At 73.9% G+C, this 23,129-nt stretch carries 16 protein-coding genes; 6 read left to right on the top strand and 10 right to left on the bottom strand.

From position 1 onward, the window contains the following. Window positions 1–140: 140 nt before the first annotated feature. A complete protein-coding gene (locus PV341_RS04690; protein WP_500356809.1) occupies window positions 141–665 on the bottom strand; it encodes a hypothetical protein in 525 nt (174 codons plus the stop codon). A gap of 71 nt (window positions 666–736) precedes the next feature. On the opposite strand from PV341_RS04690, the gene PV341_RS04695 reads away from it, so the two are divergent. Then, the gene (locus PV341_RS04695; protein ID WP_500321678.1) at window positions 737–1,258 is read left to right on the top strand and encodes an AAA family ATPase; all 522 of its coding nucleotides are present in this window, start codon (window positions 737–739) and stop codon (window positions 1,256–1,258) included. Here PV341_RS04695 and PV341_RS04700 read toward each other — a convergent pair. Further along, the gene (locus PV341_RS04700; RefSeq protein ID WP_500321679.1) at window positions 1,245–2,870 is read right to left on the bottom strand and encodes an AMP-binding protein; all 1,626 of its coding nucleotides are present in this window, start codon (window positions 2,868–2,870) and stop codon (window positions 1,245–1,247) included. The genes PV341_RS04695 and PV341_RS04700 overlap by 14 nt on opposite strands. Next, window positions 2,867–4,543, bottom strand: a complete 1,677-nt coding sequence (locus tag PV341_RS04705) for an AMP-binding protein (RefSeq protein ID WP_500321680.1) — start codon at window positions 4,541–4,543, stop codon at window positions 2,867–2,869. The genes PV341_RS04700 and PV341_RS04705 overlap by 4 nt, the downstream gene beginning before the upstream one ends. Before the next feature lie 94 nt (window positions 4,544–4,637). On the opposite strand from PV341_RS04705, the gene PV341_RS04710 reads away from it, so the two are divergent. Together PV341_RS04710 and PV341_RS04715 are read left to right on the top strand one after the other, a co-directional pair. After that, complete coding sequence (locus PV341_RS04710) at window positions 4,638–5,486, top strand: helix-turn-helix transcriptional regulator (protein ID WP_500321681.1); 849 nt, start codon at window positions 4,638–4,640, stop codon at window positions 5,484–5,486. A 435-nt stretch (window positions 5,487–5,921) separates the two neighbouring features. Next, window positions 5,922–8,726 carry a helix-turn-helix transcriptional regulator gene (locus PV341_RS04715; protein WP_500321682.1) on the top strand — a complete coding sequence of 935 codons (2,805 nt, stop codon included), beginning with the start codon at window positions 5,922–5,924 and terminating at the stop codon, window positions 8,724–8,726. Between the two features lie 452 nt (window positions 8,727–9,178). On the opposite strand, the gene PV341_RS04720 is transcribed toward PV341_RS04715, so the two are convergent. Continuing rightward, entirely contained in the window at window positions 9,179–9,685 is a 507-nt protein-coding gene (locus tag PV341_RS04720) for a MarR family winged helix-turn-helix transcriptional regulator (RefSeq protein ID WP_500321683.1), read from the bottom strand. Between the two features lie 120 nt (window positions 9,686–9,805). Between PV341_RS04720 and PV341_RS04725 the strand changes: the two genes are divergently transcribed. Continuing rightward, complete coding sequence (locus PV341_RS04725) at window positions 9,806–10,366, top strand: NADPH-dependent FMN reductase (RefSeq protein WP_500321684.1); 561 nt, start codon at window positions 9,806–9,808, stop codon at window positions 10,364–10,366. 93 nt (window positions 10,367–10,459) lie between these two features. Here the strand turns inward: PV341_RS04725 and PV341_RS04730 are convergent, their stop codons facing one another. Then, on the bottom strand, window positions 10,460–11,569 hold the full coding sequence (locus PV341_RS04730; protein ID WP_500321685.1) for a winged helix DNA-binding domain-containing protein: 1,110 nt from the start codon (window positions 11,567–11,569) through the stop codon (window positions 10,460–10,462). 75 nt (window positions 11,570–11,644) lie between these two features. On the opposite strand from PV341_RS04730, the gene PV341_RS04735 reads away from it, so the two are divergent. Beyond that, a complete protein-coding gene (locus tag PV341_RS04735; RefSeq protein WP_500356811.1) occupies window positions 11,645–14,332 on the top strand; it encodes a SpoIIE family protein phosphatase in 2,688 nt (895 codons plus the stop codon). A 96-nt stretch (window positions 14,333–14,428) separates the two neighbouring features. Here PV341_RS04735 and PV341_RS04740 read toward each other — a convergent pair whose 3' ends face one another. The 5 genes from PV341_RS04740 to PV341_RS04760 form a co-directional block, all read right to left on the bottom strand. Further along, window positions 14,429–15,556, bottom strand: coding sequence for an XdhC family protein (locus tag PV341_RS04740; RefSeq protein ID WP_500356813.1), 1,128 nt, complete (start codon window positions 15,554–15,556; stop codon window positions 14,429–14,431). A 14-nt stretch (window positions 15,557–15,570) separates the two neighbouring features. Then, on the bottom strand, window positions 15,571–17,034 hold the full coding sequence (locus PV341_RS04745; protein ID WP_500321688.1) for an NCS2 family permease: 1,464 nt from the start codon (window positions 17,032–17,034) through the stop codon (window positions 15,571–15,573). A gap of 143 nt (window positions 17,035–17,177) precedes the next feature. Next, window positions 17,178–19,559, bottom strand: coding sequence for a xanthine dehydrogenase subunit D (gene pucD / locus PV341_RS04750; RefSeq protein ID WP_500356814.1), 2,382 nt, complete (start codon window positions 19,557–19,559; stop codon window positions 17,178–17,180). Window positions 19,560–19,563: 4 nt separating this feature from the next. Continuing rightward, window positions 19,564–20,124 (bottom strand): (2Fe-2S)-binding protein, encoded by a 561-nt coding sequence (locus PV341_RS04755; RefSeq protein WP_500321690.1) that lies wholly within the window; start codon window positions 20,122–20,124, stop codon window positions 19,564–19,566. Further along, a complete protein-coding gene (locus tag PV341_RS04760; RefSeq protein ID WP_500356815.1) occupies window positions 20,115–21,002 on the bottom strand; it encodes an FAD binding domain-containing protein in 888 nt (295 codons plus the stop codon). Before PV341_RS04760 ends, PV341_RS04755 begins: the two co-directional genes overlap by 10 nt. Window positions 21,003–21,267: 265 nt before the next feature. On the opposite strand from PV341_RS04760, the gene PV341_RS04765 reads away from it, so the two are divergent. Next, window positions 21,268–22,914 carry a PucR family transcriptional regulator gene (locus PV341_RS04765; RefSeq protein ID WP_500321692.1) on the top strand — a complete coding sequence of 549 codons (1,647 nt, stop codon included), beginning with the start codon at window positions 21,268–21,270 and terminating at the stop codon, window positions 22,912–22,914. Window positions 22,915–23,129: the final 215 nt, after the last annotated feature.

The following is a 23,129-nucleotide window of genomic DNA, read 5'->3' on the forward strand; positions in this document are numbered from 1 at the left end:
GCTGCGCGGTCAGCCCGGACAGGGCTCACGCGGCAGTGCAGCTCGCACCCTAGCAACCGCTCCCGGCCGTGACGACGCGCCTGATGACGGCACTGTGGCCGCCCGGTGAACGGAGGTCGTCCTGTGGGTGACGGTGTCCCTCAGGGCCTGCGGCGGTGGGGTTCCCACGTGCGGCGGACGTCGTTCCACAGGTAGCGGGTGCCGGCGCCCTCGGCCCCGCCGGTCGTGGCCCAGACACCCTGCGGGTGGTCGCCGAGGGTGTCGGTCCAGGCGATCTCCAGGCCGGCGACCTCCGGATGGCCGAGGTCCAGCCGCTGGAACTGGGCGACCGCCTCGACCGGCAGCAAGGGGTGCACCTGCACCCGGGTGCGGGAGGCCTCGTCCTCCAGCCGGAGCACCCCGCCGCCCTCGCGCCGGACCGAACCGAGTTTCTGCACCGCCGCGATGAAGGCGGCCGCCGTCCGTTCCTCCTCGGTGGCCCCGCGCCGCCGCCACAAGCCCCAGCCGCCCACGCGCGCCGCCGTGATCTCGCCGAGCCTGGTCCCCACCGCCTGCAGGAACGAGCTCAGCAGGACCACCCCGCCCGCACCGACCACCGCGGACACCAGCTCCGGGATCGCGGACTGGTCACCGCTCCCCGGCCGGGCGTCCTCCCAGTGAGCCATCCCCGTCGCCCCCATCTCCCGTACGTCTCCGGTGTGTTGTCAGGGTAACGGCGGCGGCTACTGTGGCGCGCGTGATCATCTGGCTGAACGGCACTTTCGGCGCGGGCAAGACCACGACGTGCTCGCACCTGGTGCGGCTCGTCCCCGGCGCCCACGTCTTCGACACCGAACAGGTCGGTTTCATGCTGGGGCACGTGCTGCACGAGGCCGTGCCCGTACGGGACTTCCAGGAGTGGCCCCCCTGGCGGGCGCTCACCGTGGCGTCGCTCGCCCAGGTGCACGCCTACCTCGGCGGGACGCTGATCGTGCCGCAGACCGTGCTGGTGGAGGGGTACTGGCGGGAGGTCGAGGCGGGGCTGGAGCGGGCCGGGCTGCCCGTGCGGCACTTCCTGCTGCACACCGACCCCGCCACCCTCACCCGCAGGATCGAGCGGGACACGGTGGAGACCGGCGCCCGGCAGTGGCGGCTGGACCACCTGGAGGAGTACGCCAAGGCCCTGCCCTGGCTGCGGGCGGCGGCGACGGTGCTCGACACGACCGCCGCGCCGCCGGAGGCGGTGGCGCGGCAGGTCGCGGACCTCACGCGGGCCTGAAGGACTCCCGCAGCTCGACCTTGCGGACCTTGCCGCTGACGGTCATCGGGAAGGCGTCCATCAGCCGCAGGTGGCGCGGCACCTTGTAGTGGGCGAGCCGGCCGCGGCAGAACTCGCCGAGCTCCTCCACCGTCAGCGCGGCCGCCGGGTCCTTGAGGATGACGCAGGCCAGGATCTCCTCGCCGTACCGCTCGTCAGGGACGCCGACCACCTGGACGTCCGCGATCTTGGGGTGGGCGTAGAGGAACTCCTCGATCTCGCGCGGGTAGACGTTCTCACCGCCGCGGATGATCATGTCCTTGATGCGGCCCACGATCTGCAGGTAGCCGTCCTCCCGCATCACGGCGAGGTCGCCGGTGTGCATCCAGCGGCCGGCGTCGATCGCCTCCGCGGTCTTGTCCGGCTCGTCCCAGTAACCCAGCATCACCGAGTAGCCGCGGGTGCACAGTTCGCCCGCCGTGCCGCGCGGCACCGTCACGCCGTCCGGGTCGACGACCTTGACCTCGACGTGCGGCAGCACCCGGCCGACGGTGCCGGTGCGGCGCTCGAGGTCGTCGTCCCGGCGGGTCTGGGTGGAGACCGGCGAGGTCTCGGTCATGCCGTAGCAGATGGACACCTCGGCCATGTGCATCTCGGCGACGACCCGCTTCATCACCTCGACCGGGCAGGGCGAGCCCGCCATGATGCCGGTGCGCAGCGAGGAGAGGTCGTACGTCGCGAAGTCCGGCAGGTTGAGCTCGGCGATGAACATCGTCGGCACCCCGTACAGCGAGGTGCAGCGCTCCTGCTCGACCGCGCGCAGCGTCGCCGCCGGGTCGAATCCGGGTGCCGGGATGACGATGCAGGCGCCGTGCGAGGTGGCGCCCAGGTTTCCCATGACCATGCCGAAGCAGTGGTAGAAGGGCACCGGCAGGCAGACCCGGTCCTGCTCGCTGTAGCCCACCTGCTCGCCCACGAAGTAGCCGTTGTTGAGGATGTTGTGGTGGGAGAGGGTCGCGCCCTTGGGGAAGCCGGTCGTGCCCGAGGTGTACTGGATGTTGACCGGGTCGTCGCAGGACAGTTCCGCCCCGCGCTCGGCGAGCTGCTCGTGGGGGACGTGGGCCCCGGCCTCGACGAGGGCGTCCCACGTCGGGTCGCCGATGTACACGACCTCGGTGAGCGAGCGGCACCCGCCCCGCACCTGCTCCACCATGGCGCGGTAGTCGCTGGACTTGAACGCGGTGGAGGCGACCAGCACCTCGATGCCGGCCTGGTCGAGCACGAACGCCAGCTCGTGGACGCGGTAGGCCGGGTTGATGTTGACCATGATCGCGCCGATGCGGGCGGTGGCGTACTGGACGAGCACCCACTCGGGGCAGTTGACGGCCCAGATGCCCACCCGGTCGCCCTTGCCGACGCCCTTGGCGAGCAGGCCGCGCGCCACGTCGTCGACGGCGGCGCCGAACGCGGCGTAGGTCCAGCGGCGGCCGCTGGGGACGTCGACCAGCGCGTCGCGGTCCGGCCAGGCGGCGACGGCCCGGTCCAGGTTGCGGCCGATGGTGTCGCCGAGCAGCGCGGTGGTGCCGGTGCCGCTCGCGTACGACGGCTCGACGGGGCTCGCGGGGGTGCTCACCTGTGGTCCTCCTCGCGGTACTCGGTGCCGACGGCACCCTCGGCGGTGCGCCGGCGCAGCTCGATGCGGCGGATCTTGCCGGACACGGTCTTGGGCAGCTCGGCGAACTCGATGCGCCGCACCCGCTTGTACGGGGCGAGCACGGCCCGCGAGTGCGCGAAGAGCGCCGCGGCGGTCTCCGGGCCCGGCTCCCAGCCCTCGGCGAGGACGACGTACGCCTTGGGCACGGCCAGCCGCAGCGGGTCGGGCGCCGGGACGACGGCGGCCTCCGCCACGCACTCGTGCTCCAGCAGGGCGCTCTCCAGCTCGAAGGGGGAGATCTTGTAGTCGGAGGCCTTGAAGACGTCGTCGGCGCGCCCGATGTAGGTGATGTAGCCGTCGGCGTCGCGGGAGCCGATGTCGCCGGTGCGGTACCAGCCGCCGGCCATGGCCTCGGCGGTGCGCTCCGGGTCGCCCTCGTAGCCGGTCATCAGGCCCACCGGGCGGGCGGACAGGTCGAGGCAGATCTCCCCCTCGTCGCCGGGCTTGCCGGTGACCGGGTCGAGGAGTTCCACCGTGTAGCCGGGGCTCGGACGGCCCATGGAGCCCGGCTTGAGCGGCTGCCCGGGCGGGTTGGAGACCTGGACGGCCGTCTCGGTCTGGCCGAAGCCGTCCCGGATGGTGAGGCCCCAGGTGCGTCGCACGTGCTCGATGACCTCCGGGTTGAGCGGCTCGCCGGCGGCGACGACCTCGCGCGGCGGGGTGCGCAGCGCGCCGAGGTCGGCCTGGATCAGCATCCGCCAGACGGTGGGCGGCGCGCAGAAGCTGGTGACGCCGGCCCGGTCCATCTCGGCCATGAGGCGGCCCGCGTCGAAGCGCGCGTAGTTGTGGATGAAGACCGTCGCCTCGGCGTTCCACGGCGCGAAGAGGTTGGACCAGGCGTGCTTGGCCCAGCCGGGCGAGGAGATGTTGAGGTGGACGTCGCCGGGGCGCAGGCCGATCCAGTACATCGTCGCCAGGTGGCCCACGGGGTAGGACAGGTGGGTGTGTTCGACGAGCTTGGGCTTCGCGGTGGTGCCCGAGGTGAAGTACAGCATCAGCGGGTCGTCGCCGCGGGTGTCCCCGTCGGGCGCGAAGTCCGCGGGGGCGTCGTACGCGTCCTCGTAGGCGTGCCAGCCCGCGGGCGCGCCGCCGACGGCGATCCTGGTGTACTCCCCCGGCACCTGGTCGAACTTCGCCGCGTCCGCCGCGCGGACGATCACGTGCCGGGCCCGGCCGCGCTCCACGCGGTCGGTGAGGTCGGCGGGACCGAGCAGCGGGGTGGCCGGGATGACCACGGCCCGCAGCTTCATGGCGGCCAGGGCGGTCTCCCAGAGCTCGGTCTGGTTGCCCAGCATGACCACGATCCGGTCGCCGGCGCCCACCCCGAGGCCGCGGAGGCGGTTCGCGACCCGGGCCGAGCGCTCGGACATCGCGGCGAAGGAGACGGCCGACTCGGTGCCGTCCTCCTCGACGATGTGCAGGGCGGTGCGGTCGTTGTCGCGGGCGATGACGTCGAACCAGTCCAGCGCCCAGTTGAAGTGCTCGGGCCGCGGCCAGCGGAAGCCCTCGTACGCCGCCTTGTAGTCCTCGCGGTGGCGCAGCAAGAAGTCCCGGGCCTCCCGGAACTCTTCCGTCCGGCTGGTTGCCGTCATGTGTCCTCCTCGTTGCCGGCCCGCTCAGTAGCATCCTGTTGTCAGTGACGAGGCTCTCACTACCCCCGGACGGGGGTGAAGGAGCGGCGAGGGCGTGACGGGATCGGGCGAGGCGGCGGAGCTGCGGGCGGCGCTGCTGCGGATGAGGCGCACCAGCGGTCTGCCGGTGGCCTTCGGAGGGCTGCTCCCGGAACCGGGGCGGCTGCGGATCTCCGAGCTGTCCGGCACGGCCACGGCCTCCCTCCAGGGGCTCACCGTCACCGCGGGCAACGGCCTCGGCGGCAAGACGATCGCGCTCTCCCGGCCGCTCGCCGTCACCGACTACAGCACGTCGCGGGTGATCAGCCACGAGTACGACGCGGCGGTGGGCGCCGAAGGCCTGCGCTCGGTCCTGGCGGTGCCGGTGGTCGTACGGCGCCGGGTGCGCGGGGTGCTCTACGGTGCGCTGCGCCATCCGCTGGCGCTCGGCGACCGCCCGGTGAGCGCCGCGGTGGAGGCCGCGCGCGAACTGGAGCAGCGGCTGGTGGTCCGGGACGAGGCCGACCGCCTGCTGTCGACGTGCCGGCAGCCGACCACGGGCGACCCTGCGGCCTGGGAGGAGGTCCGCGAGGCCCACGGGGAACTGCGGGCGCTGGCCGGCCGGGTCGCCGATCCGCTGCTGCGGCAGGAACTGCTCGCCGCGTGCGGCCGGCTGGCGGCGGCGACCGGCGCCGCCGGTGCCGGGCAACGCTCCCCCACCGGGTGGCCGGTGGCGCTCTCCTCCCGGGAGCTGGACGTACTGGCGTGCGTGGCCACGGGGGCCACCAACGCCGCCGCCGCCGACCGGCTGGGGCTGCGCCCGGAGACGGTCAAGAGCTACCTGCGCTCGGCCATGCGCAAGCTCGGCGCCCGCACCCGCCTCGAGGCGGTCGTCGCCGCCCGCCGTGCCGGCCTGCTCCCCTGAGGTGCCGGCCCGCGCGGACCGCTGCGGCCCCGGTGCGACATTGACGACAAAGCGGCCGCGTCGGCCGCTCCCCGGTGGCGCGTTCACCCGCAAAGCACCGTGAGCGGGGCAGGACCGGAAGTCCGGACAAGCCGCCATGTTCGGTTCACCCAGGGTTATTTTGGGGTTTGACCGCCGGCGGGATCGGACCGATCATTCGGGGTGTGTCCACCGGCACGCGCGGGACGGGGGCCGGCCTGACGAATGGTCCGGTGTTCAACAGACCGTTGCCCCCGTGCGTTTCCCGATGTGCCGCCCATTGCACGACATCCATTCGGCGACGGCGGTGAATTTCCCTACACCGGACGGAAGTCGAAGGGCCGCGCCCGCACCGGCGGATTTCCGTGGCTCTTTGCATAACATTGTCCCGGACACGACACGAGGGGAGCGGCGACCGTGGAGCAGGTCTTCGACGTGCCGGCCAGACCCCGACCCGACCAGGTGATCGGGCGAGGTGACGTCCTCGCGCGGGCCCGCGGGCATCTGGCCCAAGGGGGCAGCCTGCTGCTGTACGGACCTGCCGGAATCGGGAAGTCCACCGTATTGCGGACGCTCGCCGAGGAATACGGTGGCGAGCCGACGGTACTGCGCTGTTCCGCCACGGAGTCCGAATCGCACCTGCCCTTCCTCGCCCTGGTCGATCTGCTCGGCCTGGTCGCCGACCAGGTGTCCGACAGCCTGCCCGCACCGCAGCGGGCCGCGCTGGAGTCGGCGCTCACCGGCCGCGGGGAGTCCTCCCTGCAACGGGACGGGCTCGCGCTGCGGCTGGCCGTGCTGTCGGTGCTGCGGGCACTGGCCGCCGACGGCCCGGTGCTGATCGTCGTGGACGACCTGCAGTGGATGGACCCCGCCAGCGCCGAGCTGCTGGCCTTCGCGGCCCGCCGGGTCGCCGAGCTGCCGGTGCGGGTGCTGGGCGCCGTACGCACCGAGGCCGATCCGCAGGACCAGCACGACCGCTACCTGCGCGCCTTCCCGCAGGACGTGCGCACGCTGCGGGTGACCCCGTTGTCCCGGCCGGAGGTCTCCGAACTCCTCGACGGGCGCGGTCACACCGGGCTGCCGCGGGCGGTCGTCCGGGACATCCACCGCACCAGCGGCGGCAATCCGCTCTTCGCCCTGGAGCTCGGCCGCGCCCTCGCGGAGAGCCGCACCCCGCCCCGCCCCGGGGAGCCGCTGCCGGTGCCGACCTCGCTGCGCACCCTGGTGCTCAACCGGCTCGAGATGCTCTCCGCGGACACCCGCCGCACCCTGCTCATCGCCAGCGCGGGCGCCCGCCCGACCCTTGCGACGCTGCGCAGCGCCGGCCGCGCCAACGCCGAGAGCGAGACGGGCGTGGCCGCCTCGCTCGGCCTGGTGGAGATGGACCACCACGACGGCACCGGCCTGGTGCGATTCGCGCACCCGCTGATATCCGCGGCGCTGTACGCGGAGGCGACCCCGGAGGACCGGCGCAGCGCCCACGCCGCGCTGGCGTCGGCGGCCGGCGACCCGATCGAGCGGGCCCGGCACCTGGCGCTGGCGACGAGCGGCAAGGACGAACGGGTCGCGGCGAGCCTGGCCGAGGCCGCGGACGAGGCCCGGGCCCGCGGCGCCCCCTCGGTGGCCGCCCAACTCGGCCTGCTGGCCGCCCGGCACACCCCCGAGGGCGCGGTGCCCACCGCGGACGAGCGGCGGCTGCGGGCCGCCGAGGACGCGCTGACCGCCGCCGAGCCCGAGCTCGCCCGGGCCACCGCCCGCGAGGTGCTGGCGCAGGCCACGGTCCCGGCGGACCGGGTGCGGGCGTGGAGCGTGGTGATCGACTCGGTCGGGCAGGCCCTGTCCGAGGTCGACGACGTCTTCCCGCAGGCCCTGGCGGACGCGGGCGACGACCCGCGGCTGCAGGGCCTGGTGCGCTACCAGCTCGCCTGGCGGGCCCTGGTGGACGGCCAGATGCACGAGGCGCGCGCCGAGGCCGCCCGCTCGGCGGCGCTCGCCGCGCGGGCCGGCGACCGGCGCACCGAGTTGCTGGCGCTGTCCTTCAAGGCGCTCAACGAGACGTTGGTAGGGCATCCCGACGCCGCCGCGACCCTGGCCCAGGCCTCCGCGGAGCCGCAGGACCCGGACGTGGCCATGAACCACAACGGCCCGGTCTACATCCGCTCCCGCTACCTGCTGATGAGCGATCAGCTCGACGAGGCGCGCACCGCGCTGACCTGGCTGGCCGGTGAGGCCCGTCAGCGGGGCGCGGTGGAGAGCGAGGTCTACTCGGTGCGCAGCCTCGCCGAGATCGAGCTGCGCTCCGGCCGCTGCGGCACGGCGCTGGACCTGGCCCGCGAGAGCCTGCGGCTGGCCGAGGACACCGGCATCGGCGAGGGCTTCGCGCTGCAGATCTCGGCCCTGACGGAGGCGGCGGGCGGCACGGTGGAACGCGCCCTGTCCCTGGCCGGGGACGCGGTGCGGCGGGCCGAGGCCGACAGCGACATGCCGTACATGACACGCGCGTTGTACGCGCTCGGGCACGCGCGGCTGGTCGGCGCCGACCCGCAGGGCGCGGTGGACGCGCTGCGGGTGGTGCGCGCGCTGGAACGCGAGATGGGCGTGACGGAGCCCGCGCGCGGCCGCTGGCAGGGCGACCTGGCCGAGGCACTGGTGCTGACCGGCGCGCTCGGTGAGGCGCGTGAGGTCATCGACGAGACCCGCAGGCACGCCCTGCGGCTCGGCCGGCAGAGCATCCTGGCCGTCCTGGAGCGCGCCGAGGGGATGCTGCTCGCCGCCCGCGGCGACACCGACGGGGCGGTGGCGGTGCTGAACGGGGCCCGGCAGCGGCTGGTCGCGCTCGGGTACGGGCTGGAGGAGGCGCGCGCCGTCTTCGCGCTGGCCCAGGTGGAGGCGGACCGGCGCAACCGCGCGGCGGCCCGGGTGGCGCTGGACGAGGCAGGCCGGTTGTTCCGGCGGTCGAAGGCCCTGCCGTGGCTGGGGCAGGTGGGCCCGGCCCCGGCGGCCCCCTCGGCGGCCGCGCCGCCGGAGCTGGACGGGCTGGCCTCGATGGAACGTCAGGTGGCCGCGCTGGTCCTGGAGGGTGCCACCAACCGGGAGATCGCCGCGACGCTGTTCATCAGCGTGAAGACGGTCGAGGCGACCCTGACCCGGGTCTACCGCAAGCTCGGCATCCGCTCACGGGTGGACATCGTGCGACTGGCCGCGGGCCGCCGGGCCGGCTGAGGCGAGCCCGGCCCGGCGGCGCTGTTCGGCGCACACCGGACACGTGACGTGACCGAGGGGTTTCCCTACGCAACCGGGGTTAGGGGGTTCCCTCATTGGGGCGCGGGGGCCGCGACCCTAGCCTGGGTCCCGCACAGAGCAAGCAGGTTGACCCGTCCCACGAGTGCACGTGCGCCAACTCGCCCCTCGTTCACGGTCGTCGACGATGACGTCGGCCCAGGCCGTGCCGTACGCGTGGGATGAAGCGCCGCCCCACCGGTGACCCGCGCGTTCCCCCCACCGGCATCCTGAGGAGCTCCACGTCAGGGCTCGACCGTGCGAGGAAGGCCGCCGCGGTCGCGGCGACCGCGGCCGCCGGGGCGGCGGCCCGAATGAACTCCTGACCATGAGTCAGGCTGCGCCAGGGGTCGCTGCGGGCTGCCACGAGCCGCCCGCAGCGACCCCTCTCCATGTCAGCGGCCGCGGTCGGCGGCGTCGACCGCGGCGTAGATGCGGTCGAAGACGGGCCCCAGGCTCTCCAGCTCGCCCGGCTCCAGCGGGTCCAGGACCATCCGGCGCACCGTCTCCACGTGCGCGGGCGCGGAGGCCACGAGCTTCTCGTACCCTTCGGGCGTGAGGATCGCCAGGGTGTAGCGGCCGTCCCCGGGGTCCGGCTCGCGGCGGACGAAGCCCTGGTGCTCCAGGCGCCGCACCACGTGCGACAGCCGCGACAGGGACGAGCTCGCCCGGTCCGCGAGCACGCTCATCCTGATGGTGTGCCGCTCCTGCTCGGAGAGCATCGCGAGGACGTGGTACTCCATCCAGTTCAGGTCGGCGTCGCGCTCCAGCTCGCGTTCCAGGGCCGGCAGGAGCCGGGCCATGACCCTGGCCATCGACATCCACGCGGTCAGCTCTCCGCCCTGCAGCCAGCGCGGCTCCATCGCGGCGGGGGCGGGCGGTACCGCTGTGTTCTTCGTCATGCTCCCCAGGCTATCGGACCGCTTGAAGCTTCAAGTCGATCTGCTACAGTGCACTTGAAGCTTCAAGTTGAAGCTTCAATTCGTACCCCCCAGCACCGCACAGATCGGGAATCACGCCTCATGACCAGGATCGGCATCATCCTCGGCAGCACCCGCCCCGGCCGGAACGGCGAGAAGGTCGCCCACTGGGTCGTCGAGCAGGCCGCCAAGCACGCCGGCGACGCGACCTTCGAGCTCGTGGACCTCGCCGACTACCCGCTCCCCCACCTCGACGAGCCGATCCCGCCGGCCATGGGCCAGTACCAGAACGCCCACACCAAGGAGTGGGCCGCCAAGATCGCCGGCTTCGACGGCTTCATCTTCGTCACCCCGGAGTACAACCACTCCACCTCGGGCGTGCTGAAGAACGCCATCGACTACCTGCACGCCGAGTGGAACCACAAGGCGCTCGGCGTCGTGTCCTACGGCTCCGTGGGCGGCGCCCGCGCCGCCGAGCACCTGCGGCTGATCGCCGGCGAGCTGAAGATGGCCGACGTGCGCTCCCAGGTCGCGCTCTCCCTCTTCACCGACTTCGTCAACTTCAGCGAGTTCGCCCCCGGCGAGCACCAGGCCGCCAGCCTGTCGACCCTCATCGACGAGGTCATCGAGTGGAGCAGCGCTCTGGCGCCGCTGCGCGGCTGACCCCGCACCGGTCCGGCGACCGGGCAGGGCACGCGAGGACCGGGGCCGAGCGGGGTGATCCTCCGCCCGGCCCCGGCGTGCTGCCCGTTCCGGTCAGGCGAAGCGCACGTCGTGGTGGTCGGCCTCCGGGTCGGAGGCGGCGAGCAGCCGCCTGCCCTCGGCCTCCAGCGCGTCACGGTCGGCGGCCGCGAGCGGCGCGAACGACACCACCGTGACGACCGCGGAGCCACGCGACCGGTCGGTGCTCCAGGTGCCGGCCACGAATCCGTCGACGAGGACCGTGCCGCGGACGATGCCGTTGGCCGTCATCACCCGGCGGACGTGCTCCCGGGCGAGGATCCGCGAGCGGTCGGCGTGGGAGAGCACGAGGTTGTCGAAATCCGCGACGAAGCGGGCGCCCACCGGCAGGTCCGGGTCGGGCAGGGGCGCGGCGTCGGGGGCGTCGTAGAGCACCCGGCCGTCCTCGTCGCGGTAGCCGCGCAGATCCATCGAGGCGAAGACCTCGCGCAACCCGGTGAGCCCCGACCACTTCTGCGCGTCGGCGACGGAGGCGGGGCCGAAGGCCGCCAGGTAGCGGCGCACCAGCTCCTGGGGGTCGCAGGCCGCGGCAGGGGGACGTCCGAGCCAGGACCCGGCCGTGGTGTACGCGGTCCGTCCGGACACCCCCCAGACGCCGCGCGGCGGCACCTGCACCAGCGGCAGCCAGTTGCGCAGCGCGTTGACCAGGGAGGCGGGATCGGCGTCCGGCCAGCGCGGGCCGAGCAGGTCGCGCAGCTCGCCCGGGGTGCGCGGCTCTTCCTCGACCAGCGCCCGGCAGGCGGCGACGGCCTCGTCGCGGTCCACCCCGCGCACCCCCGGGCCCCAGGTGCCCTGGGCGATCTGCCGGTCCAGCAGCGGCTGCAGCACCGGCCGCAGCCGCAGGGCGTCGTCCGCGGTGACCAGGTGGACGGTGCCGCGCAACAGCGCGATCCGGACGACCCCCCGGTCCAGCAGCAGACGGGACAGGTCGCCGAAGGCGAAGCCGTCGAGCCGGGTCCACAGCGCGGCGTACGCCGCGTGCGGGGCCTGGGACTGAAGGCCCACCAGATGCCCGACCGCCTCCAGGGGGCCCATCGCCGACCGCTCCAGCAGCAGTTGCCGGTCCAGCAGGGCCCGGTTGAGCGTACGGCGGCCCAGTACGGCCCCCGGTGTCGTCCTGCGCATGCGGACACCGTACGGCCCGGAAGAACTCGGGGGTAACGCTCGCCCCGGCCGTGCCCGGGAGTGTAGACATAGCCTATGGCCGGGCCGAGCGATCACCGCGCCTCCAGGGAGCGGGGGCTGCGAGCGCTGCTGGCCGGACGCAGCGTGGCGGGACAGGTCTTCCTGCTGCAGGTCGTGGTCGTGGTGCTGCTGGTCGCCGCGGCGGTCGTCGAACTCGTCGTCCAGGCACGGCACGACAGCCAACAGGAGGCCCGCAACCGGTCGGTGGCGGTGGCGACCACCTTCGCGAGCTCGCCGGGCATCGTGGCGGCGCTGGAGTCGCCCGACCCGACGGCGGTCCTGCAACCGGAGGCCGAACGGGCCCGCCGGCTCTCCGGTGTGGACTTCATCGTGGTGACGGACCGGCAGGGGATCCGCTACACCCACCCCAAGCCCGACCGCATCGGCAAGACGTTCGTCGGGGACATCGAACCGGTCCTGCACGGCCGGATGGTCACCGAGAACATCGTCGGCACCATCGGCCCGCTGGTGCAGGCGAACGTGCCGGTCCTCGACGACCGGGGCGAGGTCGTCGGCATGGTGTCCTCCGGCATCACCATCGCCAAGGTCAGCGGCGCGGTCAACGACCAACTGCCGGTCATGCTGGGCGTCGCGGCAGCGGTGCTGGCCCTGGCCACCGGCGGCACCTGGCTGATCGCCAGACGCCTCACCCGGCAGACCAGGGGCCTCGGCCCGGTCGAGATGACGCGCATGTACGAGCACCACGACGCCGTACTGCACGCCGTGCGCGAGGGCGTCCTCATCCTGGACGGCGACCGGCGGCTGCTGCTCGCCAACGACGAGGCACGACGTCTGCTGGACCTGCCCGCCGACGCGGAGGGCCGGCCCGTCACAAGGCTCGGGCTCGACGAGCGGGCCTGCGAACTGCTGGCCTCCGGCCGCGACGCCACCGACGAGGTGCTGCCCGCCGGCGACCGGCTGCTGGTGCTCAACAACCGCCACACCGACCGCAACGGCGGCCCGCCGGGCAGCGTGGCGACCCTGCGCGACGCGACCGAACTGCGGGTGCTGTCCGGCCGCGCCGAGACCGCCAGGACCCGGCTGCGGCTGCTGTACGACGCGAGCATGGGCATCGGCACCACGCTGGACATCAGCAGGACCGCCGAGGAACTGGCGCAGGTCTCGGTACCGCGCTTCGCCGACTACGTCACCGTGGACCTCGCGGCACGGGTGCTGCGCGGCGACGAGCCGCTGACGGGCCCGTCGGTGGAGATGCGCCGGGTCGCGGTGAACGGCATCCGCGACGACCACCCGCTGTACCCCGCGGGGCACCCGCTGCTCTTCGTGCCGTCCAGCCCGCAGGCGGCCGGCATCGCCGGCGGCAGGGCCGTCCTGGAGCCCCGGCTCGCGGACTCCCCCGGCTGGCAGGCGCAGGACCCGCAGCGCAGCGCCCGGGTCGTCGGCTTCGGCATCCACTCGCTGATCTGCGCCCCGCTGAGCGCCCGCGGCGTGCTCCTGGGGATGGCCAACTTCTGGCGCTCGCAGGCCCCGGAGCCCTTCGACGAGGATGACCTCACGCTCGCCGAGGAACTGGCGGCGCGGGCCGCGGTGTGCATCGACAACGCCCGCCGCTACACCCGCGAGCACACGATGGCGGTCACCCTGCAGCACAGCCTGCTGCCGCGGGAACTGCCCCGGCTGACCGCCCTGGACGCTGCCTACCGCTACCTGCCCGCGCAGGCGGGGGTGGGCGGCGACTGGTTCGACGTGCTGCCGCTGCCCGGAGCGCGGGTCGCCCTGGTGGTGGGCGACGTCGTGGGCCACGGGCTGCACGCGGCCGCCACGATGGGCCGGCTGCGCACCGCGGTGCACAACTTCAGCACCCTGGACCTGCCGCCCGACGAACTGCTCGGGCACCTCGACGAGTTGGTCGGCCGGATCGACCAGAACGACTCCGGGCCCGCCGGCGACGGCGCCGCCCCCGCGGGCGCCACCGTCGCGGGCGCGACCTGCCTGTACGCCGTCTACGACCCGGTGACGGGCACCTGCACGATGGCCCGCGCCGGGCACCTGCTCCCCGCGGTCGTGCACCCCGACGGGACCGTGGAGTTCCCCGACGTACCGGCCGGGCCGCCACTGGGCCTGGGCGGACTGCCCTTCGAGGCGGTGGAACTGACGCTCCCCGAGGGCAGCAGCCTGGTGCTGTACACCGACGGCCTGGTCGAGGACCGCGACCGGGACATCGACGAGGGCCTGGAACTCCTGCGCCGTTCCCTGTCCCGGGCCGGCCGCGACCCCGAGCAGACCTGCCGGGACGTCTTCGAGACCATGCTGCCCGCCCGGCCCGGCGACGACATCGCGCTCCTCGTCGCCCGCACGCGGGTCCTGCCCGCCGACCGCGTCGCGGACTGGGACGTGCCCAGCGACCCCGCCGCGGTCTCCGGCGTGCGCGCGGCGGTCCAGCGGCGGCTGGCGGCGTGGGGGCTGGAGGAGCTGTCCTTCACGACGGAGCTGCTGCTGAGCGAGCTCATCACCAACGCCATCCGGTACGGGGCCGAACCCATCCGGGTGCGCCTGATCCTCGACCAGGCGCTGATATGCGAGGTCTCCGACGCCGGCAGCACCTCCCCGCACCTGCGCTACGCGGCCGCGACGGATGAGGGCGGGCGGGGGCTGTTCCTCGTCTCGCAGTTCGCCGAGCGCTGGGGCACGCGCTACACGCCCGAGGGCAAGGTGATCTGGGCCGAGCAGCTGCTGCGGTAGCCGTCCGGGGTGCGTTCTGTGGGGCCCGGTTGTCGTGTGCGGGTTGTTTGCGCCTGCGCACAACAGCCGGGCGACCCGGCGCAGCCGCCCGCACCTTCACACCCCGCACAGCCCCGCAGGGCGCGCACCGTGGATCGGGTCGTCCACGCCCCTCAGGGGACGCCCCGATCCCCCGTGGCGGTGGGCCACGATCTCCGCGGCGATGGACAGCGCGGTCTCCTCGGGCGTGCGGGCGCCGAGGTCGAGCCCGATCGGGCTGTGCAGCCGGGCCAGTTCGGACTCACCGAGGCCCGTCTCGCGCAGCCGGGCCAGGCGCTGCTCGTGGGTGCGCCGGGAGCCCATCGCGCCGACGTAGGCGACGGGCATGCGCAGGGCCCGCTCCAGCAGCGGTACGTCGAACTTGGCGTCGTGGGTGAGGACGCAGACGACGGTGCGGCCGTCGACCGGGGTGCGCTCCAGATAGCGGTGCGGCCACTCGACGACGACCTCGTCGGCCTCCGGGAAGCGCCGGGCGGTCGCGAAGACCGGGCGTGCGTCGCAGACCGTCACCCGGTAGCCGAGGAACGTGCCGACCCGCACCAGGGCGGCGGCGAAGTCGATCGCCCCGAACACCAGCAGGCGCGGCGGCGGGGTGGCGACCTCGACGAGCAGGGTGAGCGGCTCACCGCAGCGGCTGCCGTCCGCGCCGATGTTGACGGTGGCGGTGCGGCCCGCGTCCAGCAGGGCGTGGGCCTCGGCCGCGGCGGTGCGGTCCAGATCCGGGTCGCCGAGGGTGCCCTCGTACGATCCGCCGGGGCGCACCAGGAGGGTGCGGCCGGGCAGGCCGGCGGGACCCGCCACGACCCTCGCCACGGCCGCCGCCTCCCCGCGGGAGGCGGCGGCCAGTGCCGCGGTGAGCTGCGGCTGCGCCCCGGGCACGATCCGCTGGACGAAGATGTCGATGACGCCGCCGCAGGTCAGCCCCACGGCGAAGGCGTCGTCGTCGGAGTACCCGAAGCGCTGGAGGACCGGCTCGCCGGTCTCCAGCACCTCTTGGCAGAGTTCGTAGACGGCGCCTTCCACGCACCCGCCGGACACGCTGCCGACCGCGGTGCCCTCGGCGTCGACGGCGAGCGCGGCGCCGGGCTGCCGGGGGGCGCTGCCGCCGACCGTGACGACGGTAGCGACGGCGAACGGCCTGCCCTGGGCGGACCAGCGGTCGAGCTCGTCGGCGATGTCCAGCATGGCGGGGACTCCTTCTAGCTGACGCCGAGCCAGCCCTCGAGCGGGTGCAGGGCGAAGTAGACGACGAAGACGGCCGTGAGCACCCACATGAAGACCCCGGGCTCACGGAACCTGCCCTGGGCCGACTTGATCGCGGTGTACGCGATGACCCCGGCGCCGACCCCGGCGGTGATGGAGTACGTGAAGGGCATCAGGGCCACGGTGAGGAATACGGGCACGGCCACCGAGCGGTCGCCCCAGTCCACGTGCCGGGCGTTGCCCATCATCATGGCGCCGATCACCACCAGGGCCGCCGCGGCGACCTGGCCGGGGACGATCTGCGCCAGCGGGGTGAAGAACAGCCCGGCGGCGAAGAGCACGCCGGTGACCACGGAGGACAGGCCCGTACGGGCGCCCTCGCCGACGCCGGTCGCGGACTCGACGAAGACGGTCTGACCGGAGGCCCCGGAGAACCCGCCGACCGCGCCGCCCGCGCCGTCGATGAACAGGGCCCTGCCGAGCCCCGGCATGCGTCCCTGGTCGTCGGCGAGCTCCGCCTCCGTGCCGACGCCGATGATGGTGGCCATCGCGTCGAAGAAGCCGGCCAGCACCAGCGTGAAGACGATCATGCCGACGCTCAGGGCCCCGATGTGCTGCCACCCGCCGAACTCGACCTGCCCGAACAGCCCGAAGTCGGGCGCGGAGGCCAGGTGTCCGGGCAGTTCGGGGACGGTCAGTCCCCACACCTTCGCGTCGGTGCCGCCGGCCGCGTGGACGGCCACGGCCAGGACGGTACCGGTGACGATGCCGATGAGGATGGCACCGGGGGTCCCGCGCGCCTGGAGCATGAAGATCAGCAGCAGGGTGACGCAGAAGACCAGCACCGGCCAGCCGGCCAGCTGTCCGCCGGCACCCAGGGTGAGCGGGCTGCCCTCGCCCCGGCCCACGAACCCGGCGTTGACCAGCCCGATGAGGGCGATGAACAGGCCGATGCCGATGGTGATCCCGTGCTTGAGCGGCAGCGGGATCGCGTTCATGATGACCTCCCGCAGACCGGAGACCACCAGAGCCACGATCACCACGCCGTACAGCACGCACATCCCCATCGCCTGGGGCCAGGTCATGTGCGGGGCGACCTGCGTGGCGAGCACCCCGGAGACGGACAGCCCCGCGGCGAGAGCGAGCGGCACCTTGCCGACGAGGCCCATGAGGAGGGTGGAGACGGCGGCGGCCAGCGCGGTCGCCGTGATCAGCCCGGTCTGGCCGAGCCGGTGCCCGTCCACGTCGGGCCCGGACAGCAGCAGCGGGTTGAGCAGCAGGATGTACGCCATCGCCATGAAGGTCGTCAGACCTCCGCGGAGCTCGCGGGCGACGGTCGAGCCGCGTGCGGATATGTGGAAGTACCGGTCGAGCCTGCCGCGTCCGGCCGGCGGGCGCGGCTGCGCGCCGGGACCGTCCGGGGCGGTTCTGTGCAGGGCTGACGGGGTCGACTGGGTCATGCGGTGCCACTCCCAAGGTTCACAGGGACACCCGGACGGCCTGCGCCGTGCGGGATTTGGGATGGTCCGCAGCACGACCCGGGGGACGGCCCGAGAGTGGTGCGGCGACCGCCCGGCGCCGGACGGCGCCGGGCGGAGCTGTCTCACGTACCGGTCAGGTGCTCCGGCCGCACCGGTACGCGGGCCAGGGCCAGACCGGTCGCCGCGCGGATCGCGGCGACGACGGCCGGGGTGGAGGACAGGGTCGAGGCCTCGCCGACGCCGCGCAGCCCGTACGGGGCGTGGTCGTCGGCGAGTTCGAGGACGTCGACCGGGATAGGCGGCGTGTCGAGGATGGTGGGGATCAGGTAGTCGGTGAAGGACGGGTTGCGCACCGTGGCCTTGTCGGAGACGAGGATCTCCTCCATGACGGCCAGGCCCAGGCCCTGGGTCGTGCCGCCCTGGATCTGGCCGACGACCGACAGCGGGTTGAGCGCCTTGCCGACGTCCTGGGCGCAGGCGAGTTCGACGACCTTGACCAGGCCGAGTTCGGTGTCCACCTCCACGACGGCGCGGTGCGCGGCGAAGGAGTACTGGACGTGCCCGCGACCCTGGCCGGTGCGCAGGTCGAAGGGCTCGGTGGGGCGGTGCCGCCACTCCCGCTCGACGTCGATCGCCTCGTCGCCCAGCACCTCGGCGAGCTCCGCCAGCACCTCCCCGCCGTCGGTGACGACCTTGCCCCCCTCCAGCAGGAGTTCGGCGGTGGCCCAGGCGGGGTGGTGGGTGCCGAGCTTGGCGCGGCCCATCTCCAGGACGCGTTCGCGCACCGCCTCGCAGGTGTGCTTCACCGCGCCGCCGGTGACGTACGTCTGCCGGGAGGCGGAGGTGGAGCCGGCCGAACCGACCTGGGTGTCGGCGGGGTTGATGGTGACCTGGGTGACGCCGAGTTCGGTGCGGGCGATCTGGGCGTGGACGGTGACGCCGCCCTGGCCGACCTCGGCCATCGCGGTGTGGACGGTGGCCACCGGCTCGCCGGCGATCACCTCCAGGCGGACGCGGGCGGTGGAGTAGTCGTCGAAGCCCTCGGAGAAGCCGACGTTCTTGATGCCCACGGCGTAGCCGACACCGCGGACGACGCCCTCGCCGTGGGTGGTGTTGGACAGCCCGCCGGGCAGCGCGCGGACGTCCACGGCGCCGCCGGCGCTCTCCCACTCCCGCTCGGGCGGCATCGGCATCGCCTTGACGCGGCGCAGCAGTTCGGCGACGGGCGCCGGGGAGTCGACGACCTGCCCGGTGGGCAGCGTGCCGCCCTGGGACATGGCGTTGAGCCGCCGGAACTCCACCGGGTCCATGTCGAGCGCCGCCGCGAGCTTGTCCATCTGCGCCTCGTAGGCGAAGCAGGCCTGGACCGCCCCGAAGCCGCGCATGGCGCCGCAGGGCGGGTTGTTGGTGTAGAGCGCGAGCGCCTCGATGTCGACGTCGTCGATGACGTACGGGCCGGCGCTGAGGGAGGAGGCGTTGCCGACGACGGCCGGGGAGGAGGAGGCGTAGGCGCCGCCGTCCAGCACGATGCGGCACCGCATGTGGGTGATCTTCCCGTCGCGGGTGGCGCCGTGTTCGTAGTGCAGCTTGGCGGGGTGCCGGTGGACGTGCCCGAAGAAGGACTCGAAGCGGTTGTAGACCATCTTGACGGGCCTGCCGGTGCGCAGCGCCAGCAGGCAGGCGTGGATCTGCATCGACAGGTCCTCGCGGCCGCCGAAGGCGCCGCCGACGCCGGAGAGCGTCATGCGGACCTTCTCCTCGGGCAGGCCCAGGACGGGCGCGATCTGGCGGAGGTCGGCGTGCAGCCACTGGGTGGCGATGTAGAGGTCGACGCCGCCGTCCTCGGCGGGGACGGCGAGGCCCGACTCGGGGCCGAGGAAGGCCTGGTCCTGCATGCCGACCTCGTAGTCGCCGGTGACGACCACGTCGGCCCGCCGGGCGGCCGCGTCGGCGTCGCCGCGGACGATCGGCTGGCGGTGCACGACGTTGGGGTGCGGGACGTGGCCGCTGTGGTGGTCGGTGCGGCCCGCGTGGAGCAGGGGCGCGTCCGGGGCGGTGGCGGTCGCCTCGTCGACGACGACGGGCAGCTGCCGGTACTCGACCTTGATCTTGGCGGCGGCGCGCCGGGCGGTCTCGGGGTGGTCGGCGGCGACCAGCGCGACCGGTTCGCCGTGGTGGCGGACCCGGCCGGGGGCCAGGACGGGGGTGTCCTGGATCTCCAGCCCGTAGTGCCGCACGGCGGTCGGCAGGTCGTCGTAGGTGAGCACGGCGTGCACACCGGGCTGGGCCAGCGCCTGCGAGACGTCGAGGGAGACGATCTCGGCGTGCGCGTGCGGGCTGCGCAGCGTGTGGCCCCAGAGCATGTCCTCGTGCCACAGGTCGGAGGCGTAGGCGAACTCCCCGGTGGTCTTGAGGACGCCGTCGGGGCGCAGGGTGGACTCGCCGATGCCGCCGCGGGTCTCGCTGCCCTGGGTGGTGGGGGTGGGGGTGCGGGTCACGCCCATGGCGTCAGGCCTCCGTCCCCGTGCGGGCGGCCGCGAGGCGGACCGCGTCGAGGATCTTCTCGTAGCCGGTGCAGCGGCACAGGTTGCCCGAGAGCGCCTCACGGATGTCGCCGTCGGTGGGCTGGGCGTTGCGCTCCAGCAGTTCGTCGGCGGCGACCAGCAGCCCGGGGGTGCAGAAGCCGCACTGGACGGCGCCGGCGTCGATGAAGGCCTGCTGGACCGGCGACAGCTGCGTGGCCGGGCCGGCCGGACGCGCCTGCCACTGCTGTGCGGCGCCCGGGTCGGTGCCGGGGCCCGCCTCCCCCGTGGCGCGCTCCTTGGCGAAGTCCGCCAGGCCCTCGACGGTCACGACCTCGCGGCCCTGCACCTGGCCGGCGGCGACCAGGCACGCGCACACCGGCACTCCGTCCAGCCGGACCGTGCAGGAGCCGCATTCGCCCTGCTCGCAGGCGTTCTTGGAGCCGGGCAGGCCCATGCGCTCGCGCAGGACGTACAGCAGGCTCTCGCCCTCCCACACGTCGTCGGCGTCCTGGCGCCGTCCGTTGACGGTGAAGGTCACGCGCATCGGGCGCTCCTCTCGTTGCCGCGGTACTCGTCCCAGGTCCAGCCGAGGGTGCGGCGGGCCATGACCTGCAGTGCGTGGCGGCGGTAGGCGGCGCTGCCGCGTACGTCGTCGATGGGGCTGGCGCAGGCGGCGACCAGCTCCGCGAACTGGCGGGCCACGGACGGCGGGACGCTCCCCGCGCTGTCCCACAGGCCCTCCTCCTCCAGCGCCGCGGTCAGGAACTCCTCGGCGGTGGTGGCACGGACCGGGGTGGGCGCGGCCGAGCCGATGCCCGTGCGCACCGTGCGGGTGGCCGGGTGCAGGGCCAGGCCGAAGGCGCAGACCGCGATGACCATGGCGTTGCGCGTGCCGACCTTGGAGAACTGCTGGGGGCCGTCGGCCTTGGCGATGTGCACGGCGCGGATCAGCTCGTCCGGCGCGAGGGCGTTGCGCTTCACCCCGGTGTAGAACTCCTCGACCGGGATGAGCCGGGTGCCGCGTACGGACACCGCCTCCACCTCGGCACCGGCGGCGAGCAGCGGAGGGTGCGAGTCCCCGGCAGGCGACGCGGCGCCGAGGTTGCCGCCGACGCTGCCGCGGTTGCGGATCTGCGGCGAACCCACGGTGCGGGCGGCGAGCGCGAGGCCGGGCAGTTCCCTGCCCAGGGCCTCGATGACGCGGGCGTAGGGGACCGCGGCGCCCAGCCGTACGGTCTCCTCCCCCACCTCCCACTCGTACAGGTCACGGACCCGGTTCAGGTCCAGCAGGACATCGGGCCGGCGGTGGTCGAAGTTGATCTCGACCATCACGTCGGTGCCACCCGCGATGGGTACGGCCGTGGGGTGCTCCGCCTTGGCGGCGAGGGCCTCCTCCCAGGTCGCGGGACGCAGGAAGTCCATGAGCGCTCTCTTCTTCGTCGGGGGACGGGATGGCTTTTCATGTCCTGTTCACGCTGTGTGACCCAGTACACGTCCGGGCACCGTGCCGGGTGCAGTCACCGAACGCATGAAGCACTTCGCTGGTCGGTAGGCTGGTCTTGTAGATTCCTCCGAAAGACGCGGACCTGAAACCTGTCGGCATCGACACGGCAACACCGATGCAATCGAGTGGGCGCCACCCTGGTACCGCCTCAGAGACGGAAGCGTTCGAGACAAGGCGACGACGATGCGGCTGCGCGCACTGCTGGACACCGATGCCCTCGGCCTGCGGCTGCTCGGCGGCGAGGAGGAGCTGGACCGCACGGTCCGTGGCGTGATGACCACCGACCTGAAGGACCCCAGCCGCTACCTCTCCGGCGGCGAGCTGGTGCTGACCGGCCTGGCGTGGCGCCGCGCGCCGGACGACTCCGAGCGCTTCGTGCGGATCCTCGCCGCGGCCGGTGTCGCCGGTCTCGCGGCCGGCGAGGCCGAGCTGGGCTCGGTCCCGGACGACCTGGTCCTGGCCTGCGCCCGGCACCGGCTGCCGCTGTTCGCGGTCGACGAGGACGTCGCCTTCGCCTCCATCACCGAGCACGTGGTGCGCCAGGTGTCCACCGAGCGGGCCGGGGACCTGGCCGCCGTGGTGGAACGGCACCGCCGGCTGATGACCTCCGGGCCCGAGGGCGGCGGGCCCGACGCCGTCCTGGACCTGCTCGGCAGCGACCTCGACCTGCGCGCCTGGGTGCTGTCCACGACCGGCCGCAGGATCGCCGGCTCCGACCACCCGCTGCCCGCCGGCGTACGGGCCGAACTCGCCGGCGAGCACCTGGCCGCCGCCCGGACGGACCGCCCCTGGCCGCACCGCGCCTACACCGCGGGCCGCCACTACTCGCTCTTCCCCATCCGCAGCGGCGACCCGGCCGACGACATCCGCGGCACCCTGCTCTCGGACTGGTTCCTGGCGGTCGACGCCGACACGGGCGACTGGCCGGCCGAACGCCTGGACCTGCTGGACGGCGTCACCCAGCTCATCGCCGTCGAGCGCGACCGGCGGGACGCCTCGCGCACCGTGCGCCGCCGCCTCGCCGCAGAGGTGATGGACCTGGTGCAGACCGGCGCGCCGCCGGGCGAGATCGCCGCGCGGCTGCGCGTGGCCGCGCCCGTACTGGTGCCGGGGCTCGGCACCGCGCCGCACTGGCAGGTCGTCGTCGCCCGCGTGGACTGGGCGGGTGGCGGGCCGGCCGCCGGTCCGGTCGCCCAGGCCCTGCTGGAGGAGGCCCTGGTCGATCCGGGCGCGGTGGGCCCCGACCCGGCCGACCGCATCGCCGTCGCCCACACGGGCGAGGAGGCGATGGCCCTGGTCCCCCTGTCGTCGCTCGAGTCCGACGGCGCCGCCCCCGAACTGTCCGCCCAGGGGCTGCTCTCCGTCCTGCGCGGGCCCCTCACCCGGGGCCTCGACGGCGACGGACGGCTCACCATCGGCGTCAGCGCCACCGTCCACTCCGCCGACGGGCTGCGCGGCGCCCTGGAGGAGGCCCGCCACGCCCGCCGCGTCGCCGCGGCCCGCCCGGGCCGGGTCTGCGTCGCCGGCCACGAGGAACTGGCCTCGCACGTCCTGCTGCTGCCCTTCGTCCCCGACGACGTCCGCCGCGCCTTCACCGCCCGGCTCCTCGACCCGCTGCGCGCCTACGACCGGCGGCACCGCGCGGAGCTCATCCCCACGCTCGAGGCCTTCCTCGAGTGCGACGGCTCCTGGACGCGCTGTGCGAACCGGCTGCATCTGCACGTCAACACTCTGCGCTACCGCATCGGCAGGATCGAGCAACTGACGGGCCGCGACCTGTCGCGTCTGGAGGACAAGCTCGACTTCTTCCTGGCCCTGCGGATGAGCTGACGGCGGCCCGCCCGGTCGGCGGAGGCCGGCACGCCGCGTGCGCCGCGGTCGCCGTGGATCTTGACCCGTGGTCGCGGCTCGGGCAGGCTCGGTCAGAAATTCGGGGGGCCGGGTGTTCGAGTTCGATGTCCTGGGGTCGTTGCGTGTGCGCCGGGAGGGTCGGACGGTGGCGCTGCCGGCCCCGATGCTGCGCCGCCTGTTGTGCCTGCTGCTGG

This window comes from Streptomyces sp. PA03-1a (assembly GCF_033792805.1).
Taxonomy (GTDB): Bacteria; Actinomycetota; Actinomycetes; order Streptomycetales; family Streptomycetaceae; genus Actinacidiphila.

Bases quoted from the DNA above. Each gene is read 5' to 3' on its own strand.
- PV341_RS04740 (WP_500356813.1), bottom strand. From the start codon at position 15,556: ATGCTGGACATCGCCGACGAGCTCGACCGCTGGTCCGCCCAGGGCAGG.
- PV341_RS04765 (WP_500321692.1), top strand. From the start codon at position 21,268: ATGCGGCTGCGCGCACTGCTGGACACCGATGCCCTCGGCCTGCGGCTG.
- PV341_RS04725 (WP_500321684.1), top strand. From the start codon at position 9,806: ATGACCAGGATCGGCATCATCCTCGGCAGCACCCGCCCCGGCCGGAAC.
- PV341_RS04705 (WP_500321680.1), bottom strand. From the start codon at position 4,543: ATGACGGCAACCAGCCGGACGGAAGAGTTCCGGGAGGCCCGGGACTTC.
- PV341_RS04735 (WP_500356811.1), top strand. From the start codon at position 11,645: ATGGCCGGGCCGAGCGATCACCGCGCCTCCAGGGAGCGGGGGCTGCGA.
- PV341_RS04760 (WP_500356815.1), bottom strand. From the start codon at position 21,002: ATGGACTTCCTGCGTCCCGCGACCTGGGAGGAGGCCCTCGCCGCCAAG.
- PV341_RS04755 (WP_500321690.1), bottom strand. From the start codon at position 20,124: ATGCGCGTGACCTTCACCGTCAACGGACGGCGCCAGGACGCCGACGAC.
- PV341_RS04720 (WP_500321683.1), bottom strand. From the start codon at position 9,685: ATGACGAAGAACACAGCGGTACCGCCCGCCCCCGCCGCGATGGAGCCG.
- PV341_RS04730 (WP_500321685.1), bottom strand. From the start codon at position 11,569: ATGCGCAGGACGACACCGGGGGCCGTACTGGGCCGCCGTACGCTCAAC.
- PV341_RS04745 (WP_500321688.1), bottom strand. From the start codon at position 17,034: ATGACCCAGTCGACCCCGTCAGCCCTGCACAGAACCGCCCCGGACGGT.
- pucD (WP_500356814.1), bottom strand. From the start codon at position 19,559: ATGGGCGTGACCCGCACCCCCACCCCCACCACCCAGGGCAGCGAGACC.
- PV341_RS04690 (WP_500356809.1), bottom strand. From the start codon at position 665: ATGGCTCACTGGGAGGACGCCCGGCCGGGGAGCGGTGACCAGTCCGCG.